At 68.0% G+C, this 25,760-nt stretch carries 26 protein-coding genes; 22 read left to right on the top strand and 4 right to left on the bottom strand.

Features of this window, described 5'->3' with window-relative positions:
* Positions 1-81: 81 nt before the first annotated feature.
* From E4S61_RS01680 to E4S61_RS01625, 12 genes are all read left to right on the top strand, one after another.
* Entirely contained in the window at positions 82-684 is a 603-nt protein-coding gene (locus tag E4S61_RS01680) for a DUF7310 family coiled-coil domain-containing protein (RefSeq protein WP_135302168.1), read from the top strand.
* Positions 681-1,160: a DUF7311 family protein gene (locus E4S61_RS01675; protein ID WP_135302167.1), complete on the top strand. Its 480-nt coding sequence runs from the start codon at positions 681-683 to the stop codon at positions 1,158-1,160. The genes E4S61_RS01680 and E4S61_RS01675 overlap by 4 nt, the downstream gene beginning before the upstream one ends.
* Positions 1,153-3,036 (top strand): ATPase, T2SS/T4P/T4SS family, encoded by a 1,884-nt coding sequence (locus E4S61_RS01670; protein ID WP_135302166.1) that lies wholly within the window; start codon positions 1,153-1,155, stop codon positions 3,034-3,036. Before E4S61_RS01675 ends, E4S61_RS01670 begins: the two co-directional genes overlap by 8 nt.
* The gene (locus tag E4S61_RS01665; protein WP_135302165.1) at positions 3,033-4,730 is read left to right on the top strand and encodes a type II secretion system F family protein; all 1,698 of its coding nucleotides are present in this window, start codon (positions 3,033-3,035) and stop codon (positions 4,728-4,730) included. The genes E4S61_RS01670 and E4S61_RS01665 overlap by 4 nt, the downstream gene beginning before the upstream one ends.
* 39 nt (positions 4,731-4,769) lie before the next feature.
* Complete coding sequence (locus E4S61_RS01660) at positions 4,770-5,240, top strand: DUF7283 family protein (RefSeq protein ID WP_135302164.1); 471 nt, start codon at positions 4,770-4,772, stop codon at positions 5,238-5,240.
* Positions 5,221-5,610: a DUF7285 family protein gene (locus E4S61_RS01655; protein WP_135302163.1), complete on the top strand. Its 390-nt coding sequence runs from the start codon at positions 5,221-5,223 to the stop codon at positions 5,608-5,610. Before E4S61_RS01660 ends, E4S61_RS01655 begins: the two co-directional genes overlap by 20 nt.
* Positions 5,607-6,488, top strand: coding sequence for a DUF7284 family protein (locus E4S61_RS01650; protein WP_135302162.1), 882 nt, complete (start codon positions 5,607-5,609; stop codon positions 6,486-6,488). The genes E4S61_RS01655 and E4S61_RS01650 overlap by 4 nt, the downstream gene beginning before the upstream one ends.
* On the top strand, positions 6,485-9,523 hold the full coding sequence (locus E4S61_RS01645; RefSeq protein ID WP_245180538.1) for a DUF7286 family protein: 3,039 nt from the start codon (positions 6,485-6,487) through the stop codon (positions 9,521-9,523). The genes E4S61_RS01650 and E4S61_RS01645 overlap by 4 nt, the downstream gene beginning before the upstream one ends.
* Positions 9,524-9,581: 58 nt before the next feature.
* Positions 9,582-10,010 (top strand): DUF5791 family protein, encoded by a 429-nt coding sequence (locus E4S61_RS01640; protein ID WP_135302160.1) that lies wholly within the window; start codon positions 9,582-9,584, stop codon positions 10,008-10,010.
* 2 nt (positions 10,011-10,012) lie between these two features.
* Complete coding sequence (locus E4S61_RS01635; protein ID WP_394346438.1) at positions 10,013-10,897, top strand: SDR family oxidoreductase; 885 nt, start codon at positions 10,013-10,015, stop codon at positions 10,895-10,897.
* Between the two features lie 43 nt (positions 10,898-10,940).
* A complete protein-coding gene (locus tag E4S61_RS01630) occupies positions 10,941-12,140 on the top strand; it encodes a DHH family phosphoesterase (protein ID WP_135302158.1) in 1,200 nt (399 codons plus the stop codon).
* 65 nt (positions 12,141-12,205) lie between these two features.
* Complete coding sequence (locus E4S61_RS01625) at positions 12,206-13,291, top strand: aldo/keto reductase (protein ID WP_135302157.1); 1,086 nt, start codon at positions 12,206-12,208, stop codon at positions 13,289-13,291.
* A 27-nt stretch (positions 13,292-13,318) separates the two neighbouring features.
* On the opposite strand, the gene E4S61_RS25155 is transcribed toward E4S61_RS01625, so the two are convergent.
* Positions 13,319-13,489, bottom strand: coding sequence for an HVO_0758 family zinc finger protein (locus tag E4S61_RS25155; protein WP_167768384.1), 171 nt, complete (start codon positions 13,487-13,489; stop codon positions 13,319-13,321).
* A gap of 127 nt (positions 13,490-13,616) precedes the next feature.
* Here E4S61_RS25155 and E4S61_RS01620 point away from each other — a divergent pair, with 127 nt between their 5' ends.
* From E4S61_RS01620 to E4S61_RS01600, 5 genes are all read left to right on the top strand, one after another.
* Entirely contained in the window at positions 13,617-14,741 is a 1,125-nt protein-coding gene (locus E4S61_RS01620; protein ID WP_135303256.1) for an MFS transporter, read from the top strand.
* A 202-nt stretch (positions 14,742-14,943) separates the two neighbouring features.
* Positions 14,944-15,417: a DUF7109 family protein gene (locus E4S61_RS01615; RefSeq protein ID WP_135302156.1), complete on the top strand. Its 474-nt coding sequence runs from the start codon at positions 14,944-14,946 to the stop codon at positions 15,415-15,417.
* A 90-nt stretch (positions 15,418-15,507) separates the two neighbouring features.
* On the top strand, positions 15,508-16,128 hold the full coding sequence (locus E4S61_RS01610; RefSeq protein ID WP_135302155.1) for an NUDIX hydrolase: 621 nt from the start codon (positions 15,508-15,510) through the stop codon (positions 16,126-16,128).
* A gap of 60 nt (positions 16,129-16,188) precedes the next feature.
* Complete coding sequence (locus tag E4S61_RS01605) at positions 16,189-16,974, top strand: DUF7388 family protein (RefSeq protein ID WP_135302154.1); 786 nt, start codon at positions 16,189-16,191, stop codon at positions 16,972-16,974.
* A complete protein-coding gene (locus E4S61_RS01600; RefSeq protein ID WP_135302153.1) occupies positions 16,975-18,072 on the top strand; it encodes an NAD(P)/FAD-dependent oxidoreductase in 1,098 nt (365 codons plus the stop codon).
* 38 nt (positions 18,073-18,110) lie between these two features.
* On the opposite strand, the gene E4S61_RS01595 is transcribed toward E4S61_RS01600, so the two are convergent.
* Together E4S61_RS01595 and E4S61_RS25150 are read right to left on the bottom strand one after the other, a co-directional pair.
* Positions 18,111-18,647 carry an Hsp20 family protein gene (locus tag E4S61_RS01595; protein ID WP_135302152.1) on the bottom strand — a complete coding sequence of 179 codons (537 nt, stop codon included), beginning with the start codon at positions 18,645-18,647 and terminating at the stop codon, positions 18,111-18,113.
* Positions 18,644-18,802 carry a DUF7559 family protein gene (locus E4S61_RS25150; RefSeq protein WP_167768383.1) on the bottom strand — a complete coding sequence of 53 codons (159 nt, stop codon included), beginning with the start codon at positions 18,800-18,802 and terminating at the stop codon, positions 18,644-18,646. The genes E4S61_RS01595 and E4S61_RS25150 overlap by 4 nt, the downstream gene beginning before the upstream one ends.
* Before the next feature lie 169 nt (positions 18,803-18,971).
* On the opposite strand from E4S61_RS25150, the gene E4S61_RS01590 reads away from it, so the two are divergent.
* The 3 genes from E4S61_RS01590 to E4S61_RS01580 all read left to right on the top strand — a co-directional run bounded on the left by E4S61_RS01590 (position 18,972) and on the right by E4S61_RS01580 (position 22,970).
* Complete coding sequence (locus E4S61_RS01590; protein ID WP_135302151.1) at positions 18,972-20,690, top strand: radical SAM protein; 1,719 nt, start codon at positions 18,972-18,974, stop codon at positions 20,688-20,690.
* Positions 20,691-20,747: 57 nt separating this feature from the next.
* Positions 20,748-22,568 carry a flippase-like domain-containing protein gene (locus E4S61_RS01585; RefSeq protein ID WP_135302150.1) on the top strand — a complete coding sequence of 607 codons (1,821 nt, stop codon included), beginning with the start codon at positions 20,748-20,750 and terminating at the stop codon, positions 22,566-22,568.
* Positions 22,569-22,685: 117 nt separating this feature from the next.
* The gene (locus E4S61_RS01580) at positions 22,686-22,970 is read left to right on the top strand and encodes a YgaP family membrane protein (protein ID WP_135302149.1); all 285 of its coding nucleotides are present in this window, start codon (positions 22,686-22,688) and stop codon (positions 22,968-22,970) included.
* A gap of 44 nt (positions 22,971-23,014) precedes the next feature.
* Here E4S61_RS01580 and yjjX read toward each other — a convergent pair whose 3' ends face one another.
* Positions 23,015-23,536, bottom strand: coding sequence for an inosine/xanthosine triphosphatase (yjjX, locus tag E4S61_RS01575; RefSeq protein WP_135302148.1), 522 nt, complete (start codon positions 23,534-23,536; stop codon positions 23,015-23,017).
* Positions 23,537-23,743: 207 nt separating this feature from the next.
* On the opposite strand from yjjX, the gene E4S61_RS01570 reads away from it, so the two are divergent.
* The gene (locus E4S61_RS01570; protein ID WP_135302147.1) at positions 23,744-24,706 is read left to right on the top strand and encodes a transcription initiation factor IIB; all 963 of its coding nucleotides are present in this window, start codon (positions 23,744-23,746) and stop codon (positions 24,704-24,706) included.
* Between the two features lie 133 nt (positions 24,707-24,839).
* Complete coding sequence (locus tag E4S61_RS01565; RefSeq protein WP_135302146.1) at positions 24,840-25,727, top strand: methyl-accepting chemotaxis protein; 888 nt, start codon at positions 24,840-24,842, stop codon at positions 25,725-25,727.
* Positions 25,728-25,760 lie beyond the last annotated feature (33 nt).

Genomic DNA, 25,760 nt, shown 5'->3' with positions numbered 1-25,760 from the left:
CTGGGTCCGCCATCAGGTAAGAAGGTTCACACCGCGGCCCGAGGCGAGGGTTCAAATACCAGAGTGAGACCACGCACGGCTATGACCGACGTAGAGACCCTCGAAGAGCGCGTTCGAACCGTCGAACGCGCCGTCACCGACGGCGACCACGAGTTCCCCGAAGCGACCAATCTCGCCGACCTACACGCACGCATCGAACGCGTCGAAGAGCGGCTCACGGAACTGGACGACCGAACGAGCGAACTCGAAGCAGCGACGCAGGCCCTACGCGGATACGTCGGAAACGTCCGCTCTGTCAATCAGGACGTCGAGCGACGCGCCGACGCCGCCCTCTCTGCGGTCGAAGGGCTGGAACAGCGGTTCGAGGGCCGACAGCCGTCCGCCAGCGGGACCGCAATCCCGGACCGGAGCCCGGCCGCGGCGTCTGCTGAGACGCCCGCCCGCACCGAGACAGCGGGGTTGGCCGACACGACTGCACCAACTGACGCGACTGCGCCGGCCGAGACAGCTACACGGGACGCTCACAACACGCGTGACGCTTCGGCAACTGCGACCGACGCGACGCGGCGTCGCTCGCCCAGCACCGACGCTGCCGACCTTGCCGACTCGACTCGTGCCGACGACAACCACGCCGACTCCCGGGAGGACCCCGGCGTCATCGAACGGATTCGGTCGGTACTGTGATAGTCCGTCTCTTCGTCGGCGTCGCACTCACCGCGGCGTTGCTGTCGATCAGCGCACCAGCTCTCTCGACGGCACAGGCCGACGCAGCCGACGCCACCGCCGAGCGACAACTGTCGGCACTCGCAGAACGGCTCCGAACGATGGTCGCCACCGACTCCCCGACGCGGGAGTCCGATGCGCGCCGCATCGTAACCGTTCGCCTCCCCGAACGGAGTCTGACGAGCGCCGGCGTCACCGAACTTCGCTTTCACACTCGACAGGGCGTCGGCGTCGCCAGTTGGCGAGTGCGCGACGCGATGCATACGAAACGCCTCGTCAGCGTCCCGATTCGGCCGGTCGGCGGCAGCCTCACGCTTCGGGAACCGGGGCCGCATCGACTCTCGTTCGCGCTGGAACGACAGGACGGGCGGACCGTCGTGACAGTCCGCCGGATGAGCGACACCGAGAGCAGTGCGGGAGGGCGCGCCGATGCGTAGCTGGTTCACGGCCGACAGTAGCGACGACGAGGTCGACTGTCGCTGCTCGGCGTCCTTCGAAGGGGACCGACTCGTCGTCTCGGCCGACGACTGCCCGGAGAGCGGGCATCTCGGCGAATCACCGGCCTGTCGAGAGACAGTAATCGCGGCGCTCGGCGACGCTGACGTGGACGCCGTCGTCACGACCAGCGACGGCGTGGAACGGGCGTATCTCGACGACTCGGCCGCGCTCCTCGTCGCGGCCGGTCGGTTCGCGACCCGCGTCGAGCCGATAGACGAGCGGCTAGCGGTGCGGGCTCGCCGCGAGCCACTGGCCGCCGCGACGGAAGCCATCGGCCGTGCCGGCCCGGTCGCCGACCTCGCGGCGGCGACCGGTCTCTCGCTACTCGCGGAGCGATCGGGGGTCGAGAGCGAACTCGCCCCGTACGTCGGACCGGCGGTGAGCGGCGCCCGCGTCACCACGTCCCCGCCCGCGAGCGCGTCGCTTCGCGACCGGCGAACGGTCGAGACGGGTGCGGTCGTCCGGCGATACGCGTCCCAGAGCGCGCTCGACACCTATCACGTCCGCCCGCGAGAACACGAGTTCGACCCCGAGACGGCGCGATTGCTCGGCAAGGCAGTCGAGCGGCTCGCATCGGCCGCCGGCGAGCGCGTGACGGCTCAGGAAGCGGCCAACGCGGTCACCGACGATGGGGCGACGACCGCTGCGGTCGCGGCCGTCCTCCGGAAACACACTCGGGGACTCGGCATCCTCGAAGACCTGTTCGCTGACCCCCGCGTCTCGGACGTCTTCGCCACCGCTCCCGTCGCCGATACGCGACTGCGCGTCAGGGTCGAAGGCGAGACGATGCGGACGAACGTGCGGCTGACGAGCGAGGGGGCGCGGGCGCTCGCGTCGACCTTCCGGCGGACGAGCGGCCGGGCGTTCTCGCGGGCGAGTCCGACGCTAGACGCGACGGCAACCGTCGCCGGGAGACAGGTCCGCGTCGCTGGCGTCGGCGAACCGGTCAGCGACGGGCTGGCGTTCGCCCTTCGCGCGCACGACGGGTCCCGCTGGCAGCTGTCAGACTTCGTGGGGAACGGCACCGTCCCGCCGGCAGTCGCCGGGCTGCTCTCGGTGGCCGTCGAGCGCGGCGCGGCCTGTCTAGTCGCCGGCCCGCGCGGAGCGGGGAAGACGACGACGCTCGGCGCGCTCCTCTGGGAACTCCCGCCGGCGGTCAGAACCCTCGTCATCGAGGACACGCCGGAACTCCCGGTCTCGAACCTCCAAAACCATGGTCGGGACGTTCAATCGCTGCGAACCGCGAGTGGCGACGGGCCGTCTATCGACGCCCCCGAGGCGCTCCGAACTGCGCTCCGGTTGGGCGACGGGGCGCTCGTCGTCGGCGAGGTGCGCGGCGAGGAAGCGAGCGTCCTCTACGAGGCGATGCGGGTCGGCAGCGGCGACAGCGCGGTGCTGGGGACGATTCACGGCTCCGGGGGTGCGGCCGTTCGAGAACGCCTCGTCACCGACCTCGGTGTCCCCGAGAGCGCGTTCGCCGCGACCGACCTCGTCGTGACGCTCGCACCACCGACGGCCGAGGCTGGGCGCGGCGTCGCGTCCGTCGAAGAGGTCATCGACTGCGGCGACGGCGTCGGCTTCGAATCGCTGTTCGAGCGTGACGGCGCGATGGCCACGGCGACCGGCCGACTCGACCGGGGGACGAGTCACCTCGTCGAATCGCTCGCTCACGCCGGCGAGTCCTACGAACGCGTTCTGGAGACGATTCGGGCGCGAACAGCTCAATTCGCCGACGGCGCGCCGACACCGGCCAACCGATCGGCGGCCACGGCCGAGGCGACCGACGCTACCGACACGACCGAGGCTGGACGATGACGGAGCGAGCCACGTTCGCCCGACTGCGACTGGCGTGGGACGACTGTCTCACCGTCCCCACGGAGTACGAGCAGGCGTGCCGGTTCCTCGGAATCGACCGCAATCCGGCACAGCTCCTCGGCGCGAGCTACGCGCTCGCTGTCGGATTCTGGCTGGCTGGATTCGCCGTCCTGTCGGCCGGAGTCGGCGACCTCGCAGTGCTGGGGGGCGGTATCTGTCTCCTCACGGCGGTCGGCGTCGCGCTCGTGGGGCGTTATGGGGTTCCGCTGGCTGCGCAGGCGCGACGCGTCCGAGCGCTCGGGACCGCCCCCTCGCTGGTCGTCACGCTCGTCCTCGGCGTGACACTGTGGCCCAGCACGGAGCGGGCGACGGTATTTGCCACGGCAGCCGGCGGCGGACTGCTGACCGAGCGGCTACAGCGACACCGGCTGCGGGCGCGCGGGACGCCGCGGAGCGGGTTACGCGCGTTCGCGGAGGCGTGGGACGATCAGTTTCCGGCGCTCGGGCGAGCAGTACAGTGCGTCGAGCGGGCGGCCGTCGTACCCGCATCCGAGCGCGCAGCGGTGCGTTCGACGGCTCGGCGGCACGTTCTCGACGGCACGCGCGAGGAGATGGCGCGTTTTGCCGCCGACCTTCGCGCGCCGGCGACCGGGCTGTACGCCTTCGGCGTCCTCCTCCCGCTGGCGTTCGTCTCGCTTCTCCCGGCGGCCGCCGCAGCGGGCGTCGCCGTCACCCCGGCGCTACTCGCCCTGACGTACGGCGTCGGCCTTCCGGGCGGACTGGTCGTCGCCAGCGCGTGGCTCCTCGCTCGGCGACCCGTCGCCTTCCCACCGGCGACCGTGCCGCGGAGTCACCCGGGCGTTCCGTCGACGCCGACGCCAGCACTCCTCAGTGGCGGTCTCGCGGCCGTCTTCGGCTGGTTGGCCGGGAGTAGCGTCGTTCCGGGATGGGGACCGCCTATCGCCGCGCTCGGCGCGGGCACGGGGACGGCACTCGTCGTCCATTACCGACCGGTGAGACAGGTACGCGAACACGTCACGGCCGTCGAGGAGGCCCTGCCGGACGCGCTGTCAGCCATCGGTCGGCGCGTCGACCGTGGCCTATCCGTGGAAGCCGCACTCGCAGAGACAGCAGAGGTGACAGCCGGACCGTTGTCGACTCTGCTCGACACGACGATTGCCCGCCAACAGCGACTCGGTTGCAGCATCGAGTCGGCGTTCCGCGGCGACCATGGCACCCTCGACGAGCTGCCGAGTCCTCGACTCCGACGAACGGCGACGCTTCTGGACGCGGCCGCAGCCATCGGGCCGCCGGCGGGCGACAGTATCGCCACGATGGGTGACCACCTTGACGAGCTCGCGGCGGTCGAACGCGAGACGCGCCGCGACCTCGCACAGATTACCAGAACGCTCTCGAACACGGCCGCGCTGTTCGGCCCGCTGGTCGGCGGCGCAACGGTGGCGCTGGCAGAGTCCATGCAGAGCGGCGGCCCAATCGAAGCCGTCTCAGCCAGTCTGCTTGGCCCGGTCGTCGGCTGGTACTGTCTCGTCCTCGCGGTCGTTCTGACCGCGCTCTCGACGGGACTCCACCGAGGACTAGACCGATCACTCGTCGGCTACCGCATCGGGTTGGCGCTCTGTTCGGCGACGACAGTGTACCTCGTCGCCGTCGTGGCCACCCGCCTACTCGTCTGACCCTGGAGTTTAAATCGGAGAACGGGGCCACCCAGTCGCATGTTCGAGACACACACGGAAACGCTGTCCGTCTGGGTGGCGCTGGCCGCGGTCAGCGCGGCCGTCCTCGGCGTCGTCGGTGAATTGCCTTCGACGGCACCACCAGACGCCGCCGCGACTGCAGCGACGGTCGACGAAGTGGCGACCAGTCCGCCGGGGTCGGTCGCCACCCGCGAGCTGACTGCCGCCGACGACTGGATGCTGACGCGTCGGCAGGTCGGCTTGCGGTCTGACGGTGGCACTGCTCACGCGACGTTTCTCAGGTCTGTCGTGCCGGCCATCGAAGGACGACTCGCGGCCGCGCTCGATGGGCGTCGTCCGTCGAGGCTGTTCGGGTCGCCCTCGGGGTTCCGTCGAGCGGTCGAGCGTGCCGAGGCTGCGGCGACCGCCGGAGAGTGGCGACCGGCACCCGAACGAATGACCGTCAGGCGAGTGGCGTGGGGAGGCGTCGATGTCACGCTCGTCGGCTAGGGGCGCGACCGAACCGCTCGCGGCGCTGGTGGCGGTCTTCGCCGTCTCGGCGGGACTGGCGCTGTACGCGGGCGTCCTCGACGACGCGCTGGCGGCGACGAGCGGCGAGCGGAACGTCGCGGCCCCGACTGCCGACGCCGTCGAGCGACACCTGACCACCGCCGGCGTCGTGGACCCGGAGCGACTCAATGGATCGCTTTCGGTGGTTCCGACCGGCTACGAGGCGAACGTCACGCTGCGAGCCGAACGCCGCTGGAGCGTCGGTCCCACGCCGCCGGCCGACGCGTCCCGCAACCACCGGACGGTGAGCGTCGCACTCGGCCCGGCGACCGTTCGCAGCGGCACGCTCAGGGTGTGTGTCTGGCGATGAGTCGCGCGACGAGTACCGTCCTCGACGTGACGCTGTTCCTGTTGTTGCTCGGTGCTGCCGCGGTGGCCGTCCTCGGCGGCGTCACCGACGACCCGAGGGCAACGAGCAACCCGGCCGCCGAACAGGCGGAACTGCTCGGCACCAGTACCGCCCACGTCAGCTACGCACTGGAGCCGCCGGGGCCGCCGCCCGACTGGACCCCAAACGCGACGGCCCGGCACCAGCGGACGGCCCACGGCACCGTCGCACAACTGCTCGCCGACGCCGCGATGAGCGGCATCACGGTCGAGGGACGACGGCTGTCGACGGCCGGAACCGACTTCGAGCGGACGGTCGGCGAGACGACGCGCGCACGCCTCTCCCAACGAAGCGAGTCGGGGCGAGTCAGCTCGGTTCGTGTCCGGTGGGAACCGTACCGCGGTACGCCAGTCACTGCGACGACGCGCATCGGTGAGCGACCCCCGCCCTCCGCAGACGTACGGGCCGCGACGCTGAGGGTTCCGAGCCCGATGGCGAATGTGCGCGGAAGTGCGAACCGCGCTGCGCGGACGCGAGGGTTTGGAGGCGTCGCCGCCGTCGTCGCTCGCGCCGTCGTCGACGGCCTGTTTCCGCCATCGCAGGCACAACTGGCACTGCGGGGCGACTACCCCGCAGACAGGCTGATGGCGACTCGATACCGGCGGATGGCCGCACTTACCGGTGCCGGGCGGATGCCCGTGCAGGCGGAGAACGCGACGGAACTCAACAGCCGTCTGGCGGCGTCGCTCACCGATACGTTCGAACGGGACATGCGCGCCCGATTCGACTCACCGCGGGTTGCGGCCCGCACCGTCGAGACCGGCACCGTCCGAATCACGGTCAGGACGTGGTCGCCGTGAGAGAAGACACGCGGGGTCGAGTCCCCTTCGCGCTGGTGGGCGTTCTCTTGCTCGTGAGCAGTCTCACGCTCGCACCGACGCTCACTCCCGACACGGTACCGAGCGACACCGCCGTCGAGCGCACGCTCGACCGAGCGTCAGCAGAGACGCAGACGGCGATGCGTGACGGGGTGGTGACCGCCGGGCGCCGGGCGGCCGCGAATTCGGTACTCGAACCCGCCGACACGCCAGCTGGACGGGCGCTGAACGACAGTCAGCCGTTCCGGGACGCGTTGCGACTGCGGGTGTACCTGCAGGTACGCGACCGCCTCCAGCGAGTTGAGGCGAGGAGCGAGGGCGTCGAAGCCACGGCGAGTCTCCCGGCCGTCGAGACGGCCGAGGAGTACCGAAGTGCAATTGACCGCGTCACTGTCGAACGTGCGGGCGAAAACGGTACCGCGCTGCGAGCGACCGTCGAGAACGTCACGCTGACCGCCCGACGCGGCGACCGAGTCCTGACCAGACGAGACGTTTCCCCGACAGTGACGGTCACGACGCCGGTACTCATGCTCCACGACCAAATGGAGACCTACGAGACGCGGCTGCACGCGCAGATAGAGCATCCGGGGCTGAGTCAGCGTCTGACCGCGCGGCTGTATCCGATGGTGTGGGCGCGCGGCTACGCCCAGTTCGGCGGCGTGCCCATCGAGAACGTTCTCGCCAACCGGCACGTCAGCCTTGCGACCAACGGCGCGCTCCTGGGCGTCCAACGCTCGACGTTCGGCCGGAGCGACCCGAACGGCCGTCAGGCGCTCACCGAGGCGACGGCGATGACTAGCATCGAAGATCTGGTCACCGGAAGCAACGACACCGCCTTCGCCAGCGAGCTGCTCAAGCAGACATCCTATCGACCGGTCAGCGAGGACATCTCTACTGGGGAGAACGCCAGCGAGTATCCGCAAGCAAACGAGACCATGCAGATCGGCGTCAACGAGACCGCCGACGCCGCCTTCCGGACGGTCGCCGCACCCGACACGCTCGACGCGACGACGACTGACGTCTACACTGTCGAGGTTCGACTGGTCTCTGACAGTCGCCACATCCGCGGCGGCCCCCCTGACCGGCCCGAACCACCGGGTGAGAACTGGACGCTCGTCGCCGAGGAGACGAGCGAGAGCACCGAGACGGTTGGCGATGCAACTGCGAATCCGCGCGTCCCCGACGGCTGGCACGAACTGCGCAGTTTCGGTCGAATCGTCGCCGTCGAGCATACGCGGGTGGCGGTCTGGGAGTCGGTGGGTGGGAACGAGAGCCATCGGCGACAGACGATTGCGAGTCGAACCGAGCGACAACGCGTGAGCGTCGCCCTCGTCGGTCGTCACGAGGGTAAATCCGCCGCACTGAACCGACCCATCACGACGGCTCACGACCCTGACGGAAGCCCGGTCGGTGGCGAGAATCTGGCTGATGTCGCGGAGCGAGCGGAGCGGGGACTCATCGACCGGGCCGGCGGCCGTGACGCCGTCGCCGCGCGCGCCGCGGACGGCGGCCTCCGAACGCGAACCGTCCCAGTGACGGCCGAACGGCCCGCCGAACTGCGAGCGTGGGTGTACCGAGACCTGCGGCGACTCCGCGAGCGGGTCCGGGCGACGAACGTGACCGTCGAACGCGGGGCCGCCGGCACGTTCGAGACGAACCCGGCACACCGCCTCCGACAGCTCCTCGCCGAGCGACGGGCGGCCCTTGCAGATGTACCGGAAACCTACGACAGCGCCGCACAGAAAGCACGCGTCGCGGCACGACTCACGTATCTCGATGCCGTCGACGAGCGTCTCGCCGCCAGAGCGAAGGGGCGAGCGACGGCCGGGGCAAAGGTCGATTCCCGGTTGCAGGAGCGCACCGGCGGGTCGCTTCGGGACGTCCGCCGGAGCCTGACCGCCCGCGAGACGCAGGTGCCGCGAGCGCGACCCGTTCCTACCGGTCCTGCCGGCCCGGTTCGAACGCGGGTCGATGCGCGACCGCAGTACCTCACGTTGGCTTCGCTCGACGAATCGCGGCACCCGGCAATAGACGGCAGCGAACATCCGCTGGTCGCGCGCAACGTCAACGTCTTCACCGTGCCGTACGGCGACGCCGCCGACGCCGTAACGATGGGTGCTACGGCTTCCACGGACCGGACGCGGCTCTCGACGGCAGCGACGGCGCTGGCGGCGGCGAACGCGACGGCCGTGAACGTGACGACCGAGGCCGCCGAAAACGAGAGTCTGAACGAACACCGAGCGACGTTGAACGACCGAGTCCGGGACGCGAACGACCACGTAGCCGTCGAACTCCGGGCAACGGTGCGCAAGGAGACGGGCGCGGACCGGCGAGCGAGTCGGCGAATCGTGACGGCGGGACTGAGCCGATGGAACGCGACCCACGCACGCGGGCTGGCGCTGGCAAATGGTCGGGCGGCAGAGAGTATCGCCGCAGTCGCGGCCGAGCGGCGGACCCTCTCGGCAGTCGAGCGCGATTGGCTCCGGGTTCGGCTGTCGGGAACGATCAACGACGCGCTGAAACGCCCCCTCGCGCGGCCCCGAGAACCGGTCGTGAATCGGACGACCTCGGCCACGCGAACGGTGGCACGCGAGGCGCTCCATGCTACCGTCGCTAACGCGACCGAACACCGAGCGAAGCAGCTGGCGAAGAAACGGTTCGGGAAGAAGGTCCTGCCCGCGGGTGCGCCGCTCGCACCGCCGCTGACCCCGTGGTACGCGACGATGAACCTCTGGTGGGTCACCGTCGAGGGGGAGTACGCCCGCTTCGCGGTGACTGCGAACCACGGGACGCCGACGACGCCGGCCGCGACCACGACCTACGTCCGTGACGACGCGACCGTCCGACTGGACGTGGACGACGACGGCGAGCGCGAGGTGCTCGGGCGCAACGAGCGACTCTCGTTCCGAGCGGAGACGGGCGTCGTGGTCGTCGTCGGCCCGAAGCCGCGCGGCGTCGGCGACAAGGACGGGCAGGCCGTCGAGACATCGGCCGGGTGGCCCAACGCAGGGAGGTGAGATAGCCAACGGCGACGAGAGTGACACCGACAAGTACCCCCCGTTCGTACCGACGGCCATGCTCAGAGCGGAGTTTCCCGATGCAGGCGAGCAGTCGCCCGAGGCGTTACTCGCGGCCTACGAATCGATGCTCGCAGCGACGGTCGAATCGGTCGGCGTCGAGACGGTGGTCGAGGAGACAGAACTGGACGAGACGACGGTGCGACGCGTCGCGGACGGCGACGCCGCCGACCTGCCGCTTTCTTCGGCCGCCGCTGTCCTCGGCACCGATCCCGAGTACCCCGATGCCGATACCGTGCAGGCGGAGGCACAGGATATCCTCCTCATGGGGATGACGACGGCCGTGATGGACGTCGAATCGCTGGCCTCGGGCATCGACGACGAGATGGAGCCCAAAGAGATCCAACAGAAGATAGAGGGGCGACACCCGATGACGCTGGCCGAGTACGCCGTGCTTCACAGCTACATCGAGGGGCAGCAGCGGTGACGATGCGAGTCGCTATCCTCGGCTGTGGCTACGTCGGCGTAGAGCTGGGCCGACAGCTACAGGCCGACCACGACGTCGTCGGCGTCCGTCGCTCTGACGACGGCGTGGCGGCCATCGAAGACGCTGGTTTCGACGCGGTGCAAGCGGACGTGACCGACGCCGATGCGCTGTCGGCCGTGCCTGACGCCGACTGGGTCGTCTTCGCGGCCAGTTCCGGCGGTCGCGGGGCCGAGGCAGCCCGCGAGGTGTACGTCGAGGGCCTGCGAACGGCCATCGACCACTTCTGGTCGCGCGAAGACGCTCCGGAGCGACTCGTCTACACCTCCAGTACCGGCGTCTACGGCGACCACGGTGGCGACTGGGTGGACGAGGAGACGCCGCTGGACCCGCAGACCGAGAAGACCGAAGTGCTGGCCGAAGCCGAGCGTATCGCTCGCGAACGCCCGGTCGAGCACGGGGGCCACGGGACCGTCGCTCGCTTCGCGGGGCTGTACGGTCCGGACCGGTATCGGCTGGACCGATATCTGGAGGGACCGGTCACGGCCGGCTATCTCAACATGGTCCACCGGGACGACGCCGCCGGAGCAGTGCGGTTCCTGCTCGAAGCGGACCACCGCGAAGAGGTGGTGCTGGTCGTGGACGACGAGCCGGTCGAGAAGTGGGCCTTCGCCGACTGGCTCGCAGAGCAGTGTGACGTGCCGTTCCCGGAAAAACAGACCAAAGACGAGCGCCTGGCCAACGAGGACCTCTCGGAGACGGCGAGTCGACGTATCCAGACGAGCAAGCGCTGTTCGAACGAGCGGCTCCGATCACTCGGCTACGACTTTCACTATCCGACGTTTCGTGAGGGCTACTGGCCCGCAATCGAAGCGTATCTGGCAGCCTAAACCCGGGGGAACCTTCTTATCGCATCCGGGACCATCTACGTACATGTTACTGGTGGGCGCCGGAGACCTAGCCGCGCTGGCGGAGGGGGCAGCCGCGTACGCCAGCGAAAATCCGTTACAGGTCGCCGGAGTCGTCGTCGCCCTCCTGCTCGTATTCGGAGCGGGAGCGGCGATCTATCGATATCTCACACGGACACCGGCCGAGCGGCTACAGTCGGTACTAGAGGGGTATGAGGAGGTCGCAGTTTTGATGCACCCGAATCCCGACCCCGATGCAATGTCGTCGGCGCTGGCCGTTCGCCAACTGGCGTCGGCCGTGGACACGAACGCGACGCTCTACTATCCCGGCGAGATTCGACGGCCGGAGAATCGCGCCTTCGAGACGGTACTCGACCTCGACTTCGACCGGGTCGAGACGGTCGATGACGTCGCCCCGCACAACGTCGTCTTGGTCGATCACAACGAACCGCGGGGCTTTCCGGGGGCCGGCGATATCGATCCGGTCGCCGTCGTCGACCACCACCCCGGTGACGGGACAGGCAAGCGGTTCACCGACGTTCGAACCGACACCGGGGCCTGTGCGACCATTTTCGCGGACTACTTCGAATCGCTCGGGTGGAAATTCTACGACGTCGACACCGCGCTCACGGACGGCGGCGTCGATACGGCCGGCGTCCCCGACCACGCCGTTCCGAGCCACGTCGCGACCGGGATGGTGTACGGCATTCAGTCCGACACTCGGTCGCTGACGAACGGCTGTTCCTCCTCGGATTTCGCCGCCGCGGCGTACCTCTACGAGGGGATGGACGGCGACCTGTTGAACCGCATCGCCAATCCGCAGATAGACGCCGAAGTGTTGGACGTGAAAGCGCGGGCCATCACGTCTCGCGTGGTGCAGTCACCGTTCGCCTACAGCGACGTCGGCGAGGTGTCGAACACCGACGCCATCCCGCAGGCCGCCGACGAACTGGAGCGGTTAGAAGGCGTCTCGGCCGTCGTCGTTGTCGGCGAGAGCAAGGGAACGCTCCGCATTGCCGGGCGCTCGCGCGACGACCGGGTTCACATCGGGCGGGCCATCGAGGCCGCCGTCGAGAACATCCCGATGGCCGAGGGCGGCGGCCACGCGCGGATGGGCGGCGGACAGATTCCCGTCGAGTATCTGAAGGGGCTCGGCCCGAGCGATGGCGTCTCCCGCAACGACTTACAAAAGCGCGTCTTCGACTCGATGTCCGGCGAACGCTGAGCCCAGTGGCCGACTCTGCGGTCGAGAATCTCGCCGCTTTTGTCCGGTCGTCTCGAAGCGACAGCATGGCAACACGCGAGGGAACCTGGGCGTACCGGGACGACCACGATGAGTTCGCCCGCACCTTCTATCGCCGCTTCGGGGACGGAGTCGTCTCCAGCATCGGCGTCGGTACATATCTGGGCGATCCGACCGACGAGCGAGACGACGACTATCACGATGCCATCGTGACCGCGTTGGAGTCGGGCATCAACGTCGTCGACACCGCGATCAACTACCGCCATCAGCGCTCCGAGCGCGTCGTCGGCCGAGCGCTCGACGACGCCGACGTGGACCGGGAGAGCGTCGTCGTCGCCACCAAGGGCGGGTTCGTTCCGTTCGACGGCGAGCGACCCGACGACCCCGGCGAGTTCGTCAGATCGGAGTACCTCGACACCGGCATCGTCGAACGAGAGGACCTCGTCAGCGGCCAGCACTGTATCGCTCCGGGATTCATCGACGACCAGCTAGACCGTTCGCTCGACAACCTCGGCGTGGACACCGTCGACCTCTACTACGTCCACAATCCCGAGACGCAACTAGCCGAGAACAGCCGTGAAGACGTATACGATCAGTTAGAAGCGGCGTTCGAGCGGCTAGAGGAGCGGGCGGCCGACGGCGATATCAATCACTACGGCGTGGCGACGTGGGAGGCGTTTCGCGTCCCGCAATCACACGACAGCTACCTCTCCTTGCCCGAGGTCGCCGAACGCGCCAGAGCAGCGGCGAGGACCGCCGGCAACACGGCGACACACTTCCGGGCCATCCAGTGCCCGTTCAACGTGTTCATGGCCGACGCGTTCAGCGTCGAGGCACACGAGGGGGCCGACGGTGCCCAATCGGCGCTATGGTTCGCACAGGACGCTGGTCTGAACGTGTTCACGAGCGCCTCCATCATGCAGGGCCGACTCGCGGCGGAGATGCCCGAGAGCGTCGAGGCGAAACTCGACGGCGAGACCCGGGCACAGCGCGCGCTCAACTTCGCACGCAGCGCTCCGGGCGTGACCTGCTCGCTGGTCGGGATGGGCAGCGTCGAACACGCGAGAGAGAACGTCGACGCCGGTCGCTACGAACCGCTCGGTGCGGACGCCTTCGACGCCGTCTTCGAGTGAGGAGATCGCCGCTCGTGGAGCCTGCCCTTAGCCCAGTTCTTTCCACTCGGAGCCACAGTCGGGACAGACGCGCACCTTCCCGACCTCCGTGGGGTCGTTGTTCGTCGCCAGCGACTCCTCGCAGGTGGTACAGGAGAGTCGCCCGTAGTTGTCTTTCTCGATATCGCCGGCGCGCAGTCCCTTCCTGACCGAGTCCATGTGCCCCTCTGTGACACCCGCGGGTAAAAAGACCGCGGCGTTTCGGAACCTTGTTCGGGGGTAGCGACGAACCGCCTGTGTGTCTCGGCGAACAGTGTTCGGCTCGCTACTCGGGTTCGTCTTCCTCATGAACCTCTCTCGAGTGGTGTTCGCGCCGCTCATCGAACCCATCCGAGCGGCGACCGGTGCCAGCGACGCCACGCTCGGGCTGTTGGCGACGCTCGTCTGGATCGGCAGCGCGGCCCCGCGCCTCCCGACGGGCTACCTGCTCACCCGCGTGACGCGGGCGCAGGCGATTTTCGGATCCGGTCTCGCGCTGACGGCGGGGACGGCGTTCGTCGCGCTGAACACCGACCCGACGCTGTTGCTCGTCGGCGGATTCGTGATGGGGACCGCCAGCGGCGTCTACCTCATCGCGGCCAACACGCTCGTCAGCGAACTCTTCCCGTCCGCGCCGGGGAGAGCGTTGGGCGGCCACGGCGTCGCCAGCCAGCTCGCCGCCGTCGCCGCCCCTACGCTGGTCTCGGCGGCGCTCGTCGTCGGGGACTGGCAGACCACCTTACGGGCGATCGCCGTCGCCGCCGCGGTGACGACTGTCGTCTTCACCGTCATCGCCCGGCGGACCGACTTCCCCGAAGCCGGCACCGCCGACCGCGACCTCCTCGGCGCGGTGTGGTCCCAGTGGCGGATCGTCCTCACCGCCGTCGTTACCGTCGGCCTGACCTCGATGGTGTGGAACGGCCTGTTCAACTTCTACGTCACCTATCTCACGACCATCGGCTTCACAGAGGCAACGGGCCGCACCCTCTTACAGGTCACTTTCGGCGCTGGCGTCCCGGCCTTCTACGTCAGCGGCCGCCTCTCGGACCTCCTGCCCGCGGTCCCGTACATGCTCACCATCCTCGCCATCTTCACCGGCTGTATCCTCCTCCTGCCGACTCTCACCGGCTTCTGGCCGCTCGCGGCGCTCGGCGCGGTCATGGGATACACCATCCACAGCATCTTTCCGGCGGTCGACACCTACCTACTGGGATCGCTTCCCGACCGCCACCGCGCCAGCGCCTACGCCGCCTACGGAGCCGGGATGATGCTGCTGCAGGCCCCCGGGAGCGCCGTCGTCGGCGGCCTGCGCGGCATGCAGATCCCGTTCCCCGCCATCTTCGAGGGACTTGGAGCCGGACTGGTCGCCCTCTTGTTCGTCTTGCTAGCGCTCCACCTCGACGGTCGGCTACCCGAGACTGCCGAAGCTTGAATCGGTGTGTAGTCACGGAGTCCATAACCAGTACCGCGAATAGCCGGAAAGTGCCGAGTGCTCGGTCCCTCTCAGTTCCACCCGTATCGGCTGCCCGACCAGCTACCGGGCGGGCTTTCTGGTTTTTCAGCGCCGCTTCTCCGACTCCAACTACTACTGCTAGTCCGGAAACGCTGAAGCCCCTCCGGGCCGCCTACCCGGTATGAACCTGACAGGAGACGACTTCGCCGGTGTCGTCGACGTCTTCGGGGCGCTCACCCGGGCGGAACTCGGGGAGGCCTGCGTCGAACTCGCGTTCAAGCGCGGCGAGGACACCGACGCGAAGGCGTTCGACGACGCGATCGACGACGCGCTGGTCGAGTATCATCTCGTTCGCGTCGCCGACCACGACGCGGACGCCGACGACCCCCTACTCGTGGTCGGGCCGGCGGCGTTCCCGCGGTTGCCCGAGGGCGCAGGGGACCTGCCACACATCATGGACGTACCCGACCGGAGCCTCTCGGACGAGGCGGTCGCGAGAGCCGCCGAGGAGCGCTTCCGCGAGGACGCGGTCGTCGCGGTCGAAGCCGTCGACGACGAGCGCATCGCCACCCTGCTGGACGTGAGCTACGACCTCGAAGCGTGGGGACCGGTCGAACTTGGCGAGGCCCGCGCCCGTCTCGACGACGCCAGATAGGTGGTGGATGGCACTGCGACAGCTGACCGGCTGACCGCCCGAGGGCGGCGAACCCACCCGAGTTAAGGACGTCGGCCCCGTGGCTCTGGTATGGACTTCGACCGGCTGGCTGCCCACGACCCCGTTGTCGTCGACGACGAGCAACGTGAGGCGGCCGTCGTCGTCCCGGTCGTCAGCCAAACGGACGGCGAAGGAATTCTCTTCACCAAGCGCGCCGACCACCTGCAAGACCATCCTGGACAGATGTCATTCCCGGGCGGCGGGCGCGAACCCGAGGACGACGACCTATTGGACACTGCGCTGCGGGAGGCCAACGAGGAAATCGGCTTGGACCCACAGGCGGCCCACGTCGTCGGCCGCTTGGACGACATCCGGACGATAACGCACTACTCCGTTCGGCCCTTCGTCGGGCGCATCCCCGACCGGGAGTACCTCCCGAGCGACGAGGAGGTCGCGGAGGTCGTCGTGCTCCCGCTCTCGGAACTGACGAATCTGGACAACTACGAGTCCGAACACCGTGACCACCCACACTACGGCGAGATTCGCCTCCACTTCTTCTACGTGAACGGCTACACGGTCTGGGGCGCGACGGCGCGGATGTTCGTCCAGTTGCTCGAACTCGCGACGGACTGGGAGATGCCGCCGGAACCCGACCGCTACGCCGGTCCCGACGACGAGTTGCCCGAGAGCGTCCGCGACGAAGTGAGCTGAGAGCGAGCCGAGAACGACAGGGCTTTGCGCCCGGAGACGAAGGCACACGGCACACAACCGATGACAGCGCTCTCGACTGTGACGCTCGCCGACGTGGGTATCGACGCGGTCGCACTCAAACCCGCAGAAGTCGACCCGCGAGCGGCCGCCGACCTCGCCGTCGAGACGCTGGCTATAGATTACGAGGGCCGCGCGAACGTCCCCGACCGAGAGATACTCTCGACGCTTTCCGAGCGCGCGACGGTTCGGCTGACGACGCCGGTTCGCGCCAACGGGTACGACCCACTGGGCGACGACAGCGCACTCGACACGGTTCCCGACGCCGTCGAGCGCGTGCTGGTGGCCGGCCACAGCGCCTATCTCACCGATGCGGAAACCGAGCGAGCTGTCGCCCCGCGACTCAGAGCGGCCGCGGCCGACGCCGCCGACCCGTGGGTCGGCACCGCGGGCATCGAACGCCTCGCGCTGGCCGTCGGCGGCACGCAGTACGAACTGCTCTCGCGCTCGACCGAACGTGACATCCGGGCGCTCCGTGCGGCCGGATTCGACGGCGACGTCGCGGTGTACGCGCCGTTCGTCCTCGCTGAAGACACCGACGCGATACTCGACGCCGTGGGAGCCTACGCCGCCCGGCGTCGCTCCGTCGGCCGGGCGCTGCCGGACGGCGCACCGACCGACAGCGCTGCGAGCGGCCGAGCGCGCGAGGTGCTCGAAGCGGGGGTTCGGGACTACGCGCTCGTCGGCGCGCCCGACGTGATTGTCGACCGAACCGACCGACTCCGCGAGGCCGGAGTCGACACCGTCGTCGGCTACCCGGCCCGCGGACTGGGACCGCTGCTCGGATAGATGCGCGTCGCCGTCGTCGGCGGCGGCGCGGTCGGACTCGTCGCCGCCAGCGACCTCGCGGCGCGCGGCGTCAGCGTGACGCTCTACGAACGCGACGAACCGGGCAGCGGCGCGACCGGCCGGGCGGCGGGCATCTGCTACGACGCCTTCGCCGGAAAACTAGACGCCGCCGTCGCCGAGCGGGCGCTTACCCGGTACCGCGAGTGGGAGCTGCTGGACCCGTGTCCGTACGTCTGGGCGGCCCGCGAGCGCGGCGACGAGACGGCTATCCAAGGGCAGGTCGCCGAGATGCAATCGCACGGCAGACCTGTCGAGCGGATTTCCCCCGACGAACTCGGCGAGCGGTATCCGCCGTTGCGAACCGAGCGCATCGAAGCGGCTGGCATCGCCACCGCCGCCGGGTTGCTCGACACCGACGCTGTCGTTACCCGACTGGCCGACCGAGCGCGCGAGTGCGGCGTCACCGTCGAGACGAACGCTCCTGTCTCGCTTCTCGGGCCGACGACCGTCGAAACACCGTCCAGGAGGACGGATTTCGACGCCGTCGTCGTGGCTGCCGGGCCGGCAACGAAGCCGCTGGTCGCAGACGTGGGTGTGTCACTCGCGCTGGAAACCTACCGCACGCAGGCGCTCGTCACTGACCCCTTCGAGGGGGCGCTGCCCTCGTTTTACGACGCGACCGAGGAGTTCTACTGGCGGCCTCACGGCGACGCCCTGCTCGTCGGCGGCGGCGCGCACGCGACCGACCCAGCGGAGTGGGACGCCGACGCGGACCCGGCGTTCGTCGAGGCCGCCCTCGAAAATGTGCGGTCGTCGACGACGCTCGATCCGACTTTCGACCGGGCGTGGGCGGGCCTGTGTACGGCGGCCCCCGACCGCGACCCGTTGGTCGGCCGCGCCACCGACGGCCTTTGGGTGGCCACGGGGTGGCAAGGACACGGGCTGATGCGGGCACCAGCGATGGGGGAGTTCGTCGCCGAGCAAGTTAGTGGAACGGCATCGCGAATCGACGCGCCACTGTCCACTCGCTTCGACCCGACGCGGTTCGACGACGAGGCCTCGTTCGACCCGCTGGGCGACCCGACCGCCGACTGGTGACGTGTGCGTCGTAAAACAGCGTAAACAAACGGTGTGGACTACTCCTTGGCGTCGTCGGTATCGGGGTCGCGCTCCTCGAAGTCGTCGGTCTCGGCGTCGTACTCGGAGACTCCGTACTCCTCGGTCTCCGCGTCGGGTTCGTTTGCGTCGTCGGTGTCGTCGGCGACCGATTCCACATCGATTTCCTCGTCCGCATCGGTTCCTGCGACCTTGGGGATGCGGACCTGTAGGGTGCCGTTGTCCTTGAGCGTCGCGGACGCTGCGGCGGCGTCTACGTCGGCGTCCTCGGGCAGCGTCACCGAGCCGTCGAGCGCCAGGCCGCGGCCGGGATAGCGCATCTCGAACCCGTCGTGGAAGTCGCGGAAGCGGTCCACGCGGACCTCGACCCGATCGTCGACGTAGCGGACCTGCAGGTCGCTTGCGGTCGCGCCGGGGGCGTCGAAGACGACGAGGTAGGCGTCGTCGGACTCTAAGAGGTCCGCCGGCAGCGGCTTCTTCTCCTGGACGCGACCCGCCGCTCGACCGAGGTTCTCGAATATCTTGTTGCTGACCGACTCGCCGACGTCCCGGATCATAGCTCGACGGCCTCCAGGCAGTCGACGCCGCCGCAGTACGGACAGGAGAAGTCGGCAACGCCGACCTCCTCGGGCATGTCGTACGTGTAGTGTAGCTCGAACATATCGAGCGTACAGTCGTCGTCGGTACAGACGACCTCCAGGGTGGCTGGCATACCGTCACGTTGGCCCGTGAGAGACAAACCGCTTTCGGAGACGGCACTGTTCCCGTCGGGCGCGCCATCGTGTGGTTTTCTCTCGACAGGGCCGGTCAACGGAGACAGCTTGGAGAACGACCACGTCCGACCAGACACCGTTTTACGCCTCGGCCGACAACTCGCGACCATGACTGCCGACCCCGAGACGCTCGACGTGACCATCGTCGACGGCTACGTCGACGAACCGGCACACTTCGGGGTTCCGCCATACATCTCGACGTACCCGCGCTACGCTGCCGGCGCGATGGTCGAGGCGGGCGTGCCCCGAGAGCGAATCACCTACCACACCATCGACGAACTCCGCGACGAGCGTCACCTGTGGCGCGACGTGGAAGAGGCCGACTTACTGCTGTACGTCGGCGGGATGACCGTTCCCGGGAAGTACGTCGGCGGGACGCCCGCCGAACCCGACGAGGTGCGCAAACTGGCGTGGACCGCCGACGGCACCTCGGTGATGGGCGGTCCCGTCCGCTTCGGCGTCGGCGAATCGAACGAAGGAGCCAGCGAGACGGCCCGCGACGATCTGGACTTCGACTTCCTGGCGATGGCCGACGTGGAGGCGGCCGTCCACGATCTCGTCGAATCCGGCCTCGAAGGGTTCGAGGACCGCTATCGCTCCGTTTCCGAGGAGACCCGCTGGGCGCGAGCGGGTGCGTTCGTCGTCGAACAGCATCCCAACCACCCGGAGTACCTCATCTGCGAGATGGAGACCTCCCGCGGGTGTCCGTACCGTTGTTCGTTCTGCACGGAGCCGATGTACGGCGACCCGGACTTCCGGCCGCCCGAAAGCGTCGTGGACGAGGTCGACGCGCTCTCGGACCGCGGCGTCGCTCACTTTCGTCTGGGCCGGCAGGCCGACATCCTCGCGTACGGCGGCGACGGCGAGTCCCCCAATCCCGACGCCCTTCGCCGTCTCTACGGCGGCATCCGCGAGGTGGCTCCCGACCTGGAAACGCTCCACCTCGACAATATGAACCCCATCACCGTCGTCGAGTGGCCCGAGAAGGCCCGCGAGGGGATTCGCGTCATCGCCGAACACAACACGCCCGGCGACACCGCTGCGTTCGGACTGGAGTCCGCCGACCCGCTGGTCCAAGCGGAGAACAATCTCAACGTCACCGCCGAGGAGTGTTTCGAGGCCGTGAAGATAGTGAACGAGGAGGCGGGCTGGAGACCAGGTGGTGACAGAGAGAACGCGCCGACCTTCGGGGACGACGCGCCACGCCGTCTCCCGAAGCTCTTGCCCGGTATCAACCTCCTGCACGGGCTGAAAGGCGAGCGCCGCGAGACGTTCGAGCACAACAAGGCGTTCCTCCAACGCGTCTACGACGAGGGGCTGATGCTCCGGCGAGTGAACATCCGGCAGGTAATGGCCTTCGAGGGGACCGACATGGCCGACACCGGCGCACAGATCGCCAACGACCACAAGCAACTGTTCAAGCAGTACAAGCAGGAGGTCCGCGAGACCATCGACAATCCGATGCTCAAGCGGGTCGCGCCGCCGGGCACGGTGCTGCCGGACGTGCATCTGGAGTACCACCAGGACGGCAAGACGTTCGGCCGCCAACTGGGAACCTACCCGCTGCTGGTCGGGCTTCCGGGCGAGCGCGAACTCGGGCGGACCATCGACGTGGCCATCACCGGTCACGGCTATCGGTCGGTGACGGGCGTGCCGCACCCGCTGAACGTCAACAGCGCCTCGATGGACGAGCTGACGACGATACCCGGCATCGGGAAGAGCCGCGCTGGGGACATCGTCGTCGGGCGGCCCTACGAGTCGGCCGCCGAGGTGGGCGAGGACCTGACGGAGTTCGTCACCGCACGCTCGCCCGAGAGCGCCGACTAAGAGGACGCCGAGCGTGGGCCAGAAGGTACTTCTGATTCGGCACCCCACTCCGAACCAATGACTGCTGTAGAGGTGAGCGTCGTCCTTCCAGCGTACAACGAGGAGGACACCATCGAGGAGACCGTCTCGGTGACGCTTGCGACGCTCGCCTCCTTCCTGCCGGAAGGTTCGTTCGAAGTGATCGTCGCCGAAGACGGCTGTGCCGACCGGACGCCGGAGATAGCTACCCGCCTCGCGAGCGAGGACGACCGCGTCCGCCACATCCACTCGGAGACGCGCCTCGGCCGCGGCGGTGCACTGGAGTACGCCTTCGAGCGCGCCGAGGGCGAGACGTTGGTGTACTTCGACACCGACCTCGCCACGGACATGCGGCATCTGGAGGAACTCGTCGAGAGCGTCCGATCGGACGAGTACGACGTGGCGACCGGCTCGCGCTGGATGGCCGAAAACCGCGCCGACCGCCCGGCCAAGCGCGGCATTCCAAGTTTCGGTTACAACACGCTGGTCCGAGGGATGCTGCGCTCGGACCTCAAGGACCACCAGTGCGGCTTCAAGGCGTTCGACCGGCAAGCCTTCGAAGCACTCGCCCCGACCGTTCAGGACGAACACTGGTTCTGGGACACGGAGATGCTCGTCAAGGCCCAGCGACGCGGCTTTCGGGTCAAGGAGTTCCCCGTCGACTGGACGCCGAAAGGCGACTCGAAAGTCGACATCGTCCGGGACGTCTTCGGCATGGGGAGCCAGATTCTCCGGACCGGGTGGGAGCTCTCGGTCAGCCCCCGCATCACTCCCCGGGTCTCGCTGGGCGCGGGGACGATGCTCGTCGTCGTTGCCCTGCTCCTGATGACGCAGTACCTGAACCCCCAGCGCGTCCTCGACGAGATGGCTGGCGCAGACCCGGCACTAATAGCCGTGAGCGCCGCAATCTACGCCATCTCGTGGCCGCTTCGGGGCGCACGCTACCGCGACATCCTCGATACGATGGGGTATCACGAGCGCTGGGACTTCCTCACGGGCGCGGTGTTCATCAGCCAGACCGGCAACCTCGTGTTCCCAGCGCGACTCGGCGACGGCGTGCGCGCCTACGTCGTGAAAGCGCGCCGCTCGATTCCCTACCCCACCGGGTTCGCGTCACTGGCCGTCGAGCGCGTCTTCGACCTGCTCACGATTACGGCGCTGGCCGGCACCGTGATGCTGGGGCTGGCCGCCACCGGCTCTGCCGGCGAGCTACTGGCCGCGCTGACCGGGGGCGCCGGCGGCGACACCGCACAGAGCGGCCAGACCGCCGTCGTCGTCGCCGCCGCCGTGGGCGTCGCGGCCATCGGAGCTGTCGGCGTCATCATCGCCAGCGCCCGAACCGACCGCAACTTCGTCCGGTCGGCTATCGGCCGACTGAGCGACGACTCCTACGCCGACTACGTCGCCGGCGTCGTCGAAACGTTCGTCGCCGACATTCAGACCGTGACCGCCGACGGGCTGGCCTTCGCTCGCGTGGGCCTCAGCAGTCTCCTCATCTGGACGCTGGACGTGGTGACTGCACTGGCGATCTTCGCGGCCTTCGGCTACCCGCTCGACCCCTCGCTCGTCGCCGTCAGCTTCTTCGCGGTCAGCGTCGGGAACCTCGCGAAGGTACTCCCGCTGACCCCCGGCGGCGTGGGGCTGTACGAGGGCGCATTCACGATCATCGTCGCGCCGCTGACCCCCGCCGCGATCGGTGTGACCGTCGCTCTCAGCGTCGCCATCGTGGACCACGCGGTGAAGAACGCCGTCACCGTCCTCGGCGGCGTCAGTTCGATGGCGTGGCTCAACGTCTCGCTGACAACGGCCGTCGAGGAGTCACGGAGCGCGGGCGACATCGAGCCAGAGACGACTGACTGAGCGTCGCCGATTCGGACGACTTTCTCCGATTACTCGCCGACGCTGGTACCGGTCAGACGTGAAATACACCTATCATTTATGTGCATTGTCAACGTATGACAATGCGGTGTTTCAATCATGTACCGAAACGTCGGCGGATACGACCGCATCGGCCGGGCCGTCTTCGGGCCGCTCCTCCTCGTCGTCGGCGCGTCGATACTGCTAGAGGTCGTGAGCCTTGACTCGGGACCGCCCGGCACCGCGGTCGGCGTTCTCGCGCTAGCTGTCGGGGTCGTGTTCCTGCTGACCGCAGCGACGCAGTGGTGCCCGCTCAACGCGCTCACCGACATCGACACGACCGAGGGCAAGCGAACGATCGGCCAGCCGAGAGACGAGTTCGAACCCGGAAACCGAACCGAGTAACGGCTCGACACGGCGACGAGTCGAACTATTCCATCTTGGAAGCGTCACCCCTCCGCCACACTCCGACCGTCGCCCAGAAACGGCCCGAACGCACCGGCGACGGCGTCGGCCAGCGCGTCTGTCCGACTCACTCGTCCGGCGGTGTAGACGCCGACAGCGCCCTCCTGTTCGCCGAGCGCCTGGCGGCCGAGTCGGTCGTCCAGCACCGGCCCGAGTTCCTCGCCGCTTTTGACCCGTGTAGCGACCGCTTCGGGAAGACGAATCGACGGCCCGGCCCCGAACGCCGTCTCGCTCCCGTCGGTCACGGCCGCCCACATGACGAGCCACAACCCTGCTGGATGTTCTCGTTCGGTAACGCCGCCCTCGATGCCGACGCCGTAGTCAGCGTCGGCACTCGACAGCGCGGCTTCGGCGCGGTTTCGTGCGCCCGTGACCGTCGCTTCGCGGCCCCGTGGCTGCTCGGAGACGCCCGAGTCGACGCCGACGGCCGCGACGCTCGCAGCCGGGACGACACGCTCGACGGCAGCGACCTTCACCGGGTTCTGGCTCCCGACGGCGACGTACATAGGATCGGAACTACCGGATGATTCATTACGGTTGTTATTTGAATGGTTGTGCGTTGCTCACACAGACGCGCGTCTCGTGGCGTAAGCCGCCCATCTACGAATCGATACCACAAACACTAAATGACTTTCGAACGGATTCGTTCTTACCGATTGCCGCCGGGTTCTACGGTTGGCCCCATCACCCGGTGAGCCCCGCCTTCGCAACCAATGAGCGAACACACACGAACGCGACAACGAACCGACGAAGAGGAACAGACTGCGGAATCGACGTCGACCGCCTGCCCGGAGTGTTCCGGGTCACTCGTCATGGACGACGAACACGGCGAGACGGTCTGTGAGGACTGCGGCCTCGTCGTCGAGTCCGACGAGATCGACCGTGGCCCCGAGTGGCGGGCGTTCGACTCCAGCGAGAAGGACGAGAAGTCCCGTGTCGGCGCGCCCACGACGAACATGATGCACGATAAGGGCCTCTCGACCAACATCGACTGGCGCGATAAGGACGCCTACGGCAACTCCCTCTCGGGCAAGCAGCGCCAGAAGATGCAACGACTTCGCAAGTGGAACGAACGGTTCCGCACCCGCGACTCCAAAGAGCGCAACCTCAAGCAGGCGCTCGGCGAGATCGACCGCATGGCCTCCGCGCTTGGCCTCCCCGAGAACGTCCGCGAGACGGCCTCGGTCATCTACCGCCGCGCGCTGGACGAGAATCTGCTGCCGGGGCGCTCCATCGAAGGTGTCTCGACGGCGTCGGTGTACGCCGCCGCTCGACAGGCTGGCGTCCCGCGCTCACTCGACGAGATTACGGAAGTGTCCCGCGTCGAGAAGAGCGAAATCGCCCGCACGTACCGCTACGTCGTGCGCGAACTCGGCCTGGAAGTGAAGCCCGCCGACCCCGAGAGCTACGTCCCGCGCTTTGCCTCCTCGCTTTCCCTCTCCGACGAGGCCGAACACCGCGCCCGCCAGCTCCTCCAGAACGCCAAGGAGCAGGGCGTCCACTCCGGGAAGTCGCCGGTTGGCCTCGCCGCCGCCGCGGTGTACGCCGCCGCGCTACTGACCAACGAGAAGACGACGCAAGCGGCCGTCAGTGAGGTCGCCGACATCTCCGAAGTCACCATCCGCAACCGCTACCACGAACTGCTCGAAGCCGAGCAAGGCCTGACCGTCGCATAATCGAATAACAGTCCCGAAACGGGCCGAAGTTACCCGCCGGCGAATCGTTCTTTGCATCTCCAGACGCCATCGGAGAATCACGCCTGATAACTATGGAGGTACGTTTAATCTACTGGGCTGTCGGAGTGCGTACATGGCTTCAGAAATCGGTCAGACCGACCAACGCCCGGTCGGTTCGGGTGGGAATGCGGACGAACTCGGCAGCGCCATTGACGAACTACTTCGCGTGTCCGAGAACGTCTCCGGGAGTTCCCAGGAAATCAGCGACCTCGCTAACGAACAGTCCGACAACATGCGAGAGGTCGCCGGCGAAGTCTCGAATCTCTCTGCGACCGTCGAGGAAGTCGCTTCCAGCGCCAGTCAGGTGCGACAGGTCAGCGAACGCGCCCGCGGCCTCGCCGACGAGGGCCGCGACGTTGCCGACGACGCCATCGACGCGATGGAGGCCGTAGACGAGGCCAACGAGAACGTCTCCGACGATGTCGAACAACTGCGTGACCGCATCGACGAGATCGACGCCATCGTCGACGTCATCAACGACATCGCCGACCAAACGAACATGCTGGCGCTGAACGCCTCCATCGAGGCCGCCCGCGCCGGTGAGGCCGGCGAGGGATTCGCCGTCGTCGCCGACGAGGTGAAATCCTTAGCCGAGGAGTCACAGCAAAACGCCACCGAAATCGAACAACTCGTCTCCAATATCAAGGCCGACACAGAGGACACCGTCGGCAGTATCGACGACGCCAACGGACAGGTCGAAGAGGGAATCGAGCAGGTGAGCCAGACCGTCGAAATTCTGCGTGACATCGACGAGGCCGTCAAGGAGGCCGCCCGTGGTGCCGAAGAGGTCGCCTCGGCCACCGACGAACAGGCCGCCTCGACCGAGGAGGTCGCCAGCATGGTCGACATGACCGCCGAGAACGCCGAGGAGGTCGCGACCGAGATCGAACAGATCGCGGCCGCCAACGAACAGCAGACCGCAAAGATAAACGAGATTCAGAGTCAGGTCGGCCAGAACTGAAGTCGAGACGGTGAACGGATGCGCCCCATCGTT

Origin of the sequence: Haloarcula amylovorans, assembly GCF_004681185.1 — an archaeon.
Classification (GTDB): Archaea; Halobacteriota; Halobacteria; order Halobacteriales; family Haloarculaceae; genus Haloarcula; species Haloarcula amylovorans.
This window is presented reverse-complemented; position numbering and strand designations above follow the sequence as displayed.

Coding starts and splice junctions, on each gene's coding strand:
- E4S61_RS01570 (WP_135302147.1), top strand. CDS start 23,744: ATGAGCGAACACACACGAACGCGACAACGAACCGACGAAGAGGAACAG.
- E4S61_RS01620 (WP_135303256.1), top strand. CDS start 13,617: ATGAACCTCTCTCGAGTGGTGTTCGCGCCGCTCATCGAACCCATCCGA.
- E4S61_RS01580 (WP_135302149.1), top strand. CDS start 22,686: ATGTACCGAAACGTCGGCGGATACGACCGCATCGGCCGGGCCGTCTTC.
- E4S61_RS01640 (WP_135302160.1), top strand. CDS start 9,582: ATGCTCAGAGCGGAGTTTCCCGATGCAGGCGAGCAGTCGCCCGAGGCG.
- E4S61_RS01650 (WP_135302162.1), top strand. CDS start 5,607: ATGAGTCGCGCGACGAGTACCGTCCTCGACGTGACGCTGTTCCTGTTG.
- E4S61_RS01680 (WP_135302168.1), top strand. CDS start 82: ATGACCGACGTAGAGACCCTCGAAGAGCGCGTTCGAACCGTCGAACGC.
- E4S61_RS01565 (WP_135302146.1), top strand. CDS start 24,840: ATGGCTTCAGAAATCGGTCAGACCGACCAACGCCCGGTCGGTTCGGGT.
- E4S61_RS01595 (WP_135302152.1), bottom strand. CDS start 18,647: ATGATCCGGGACGTCGGCGAGTCGGTCAGCAACAAGATATTCGAGAAC.
- E4S61_RS01625 (WP_135302157.1), top strand. CDS start 12,206: ATGGCAACACGCGAGGGAACCTGGGCGTACCGGGACGACCACGATGAG.
- E4S61_RS01630 (WP_135302158.1), top strand. CDS start 10,941: ATGTTACTGGTGGGCGCCGGAGACCTAGCCGCGCTGGCGGAGGGGGCA.
- E4S61_RS01665 (WP_135302165.1), top strand. CDS start 3,033: ATGACGGAGCGAGCCACGTTCGCCCGACTGCGACTGGCGTGGGACGAC.
- E4S61_RS01590 (WP_135302151.1), top strand. CDS start 18,972: ATGACTGCCGACCCCGAGACGCTCGACGTGACCATCGTCGACGGCTAC.
- E4S61_RS01605 (WP_135302154.1), top strand. CDS start 16,189: ATGACAGCGCTCTCGACTGTGACGCTCGCCGACGTGGGTATCGACGCG.
- E4S61_RS01635 (WP_394346438.1), top strand. CDS start 10,013: ATGCGAGTCGCTATCCTCGGCTGTGGCTACGTCGGCGTAGAGCTGGGC.
- E4S61_RS25155 (WP_167768384.1), bottom strand. CDS start 13,489: ATGGACTCGGTCAGGAAGGGACTGCGCGCCGGCGATATCGAGAAAGAC.
- E4S61_RS01600 (WP_135302153.1), top strand. CDS start 16,975: ATGCGCGTCGCCGTCGTCGGCGGCGGCGCGGTCGGACTCGTCGCCGCC.
- E4S61_RS25150 (WP_167768383.1), bottom strand. CDS start 18,802: ATGCCAGCCACCCTGGAGGTCGTCTGTACCGACGACGACTGTACGCTC.
- E4S61_RS01585 (WP_135302150.1), top strand. CDS start 20,748: ATGACTGCTGTAGAGGTGAGCGTCGTCCTTCCAGCGTACAACGAGGAG.
- E4S61_RS01655 (WP_135302163.1), top strand. CDS start 5,221: ATGTCACGCTCGTCGGCTAGGGGCGCGACCGAACCGCTCGCGGCGCTG.
- E4S61_RS01610 (WP_135302155.1), top strand. CDS start 15,508: ATGGACTTCGACCGGCTGGCTGCCCACGACCCCGTTGTCGTCGACGAC.
- E4S61_RS01615 (WP_135302156.1), top strand. CDS start 14,944: ATGAACCTGACAGGAGACGACTTCGCCGGTGTCGTCGACGTCTTCGGG.
- E4S61_RS01670 (WP_135302166.1), top strand. CDS start 1,153: ATGCGTAGCTGGTTCACGGCCGACAGTAGCGACGACGAGGTCGACTGT.
- yjjX (WP_135302148.1), bottom strand. CDS start 23,536: ATGTACGTCGCCGTCGGGAGCCAGAACCCGGTGAAGGTCGCTGCCGTC.
- E4S61_RS01660 (WP_135302164.1), top strand. CDS start 4,770: ATGTTCGAGACACACACGGAAACGCTGTCCGTCTGGGTGGCGCTGGCC.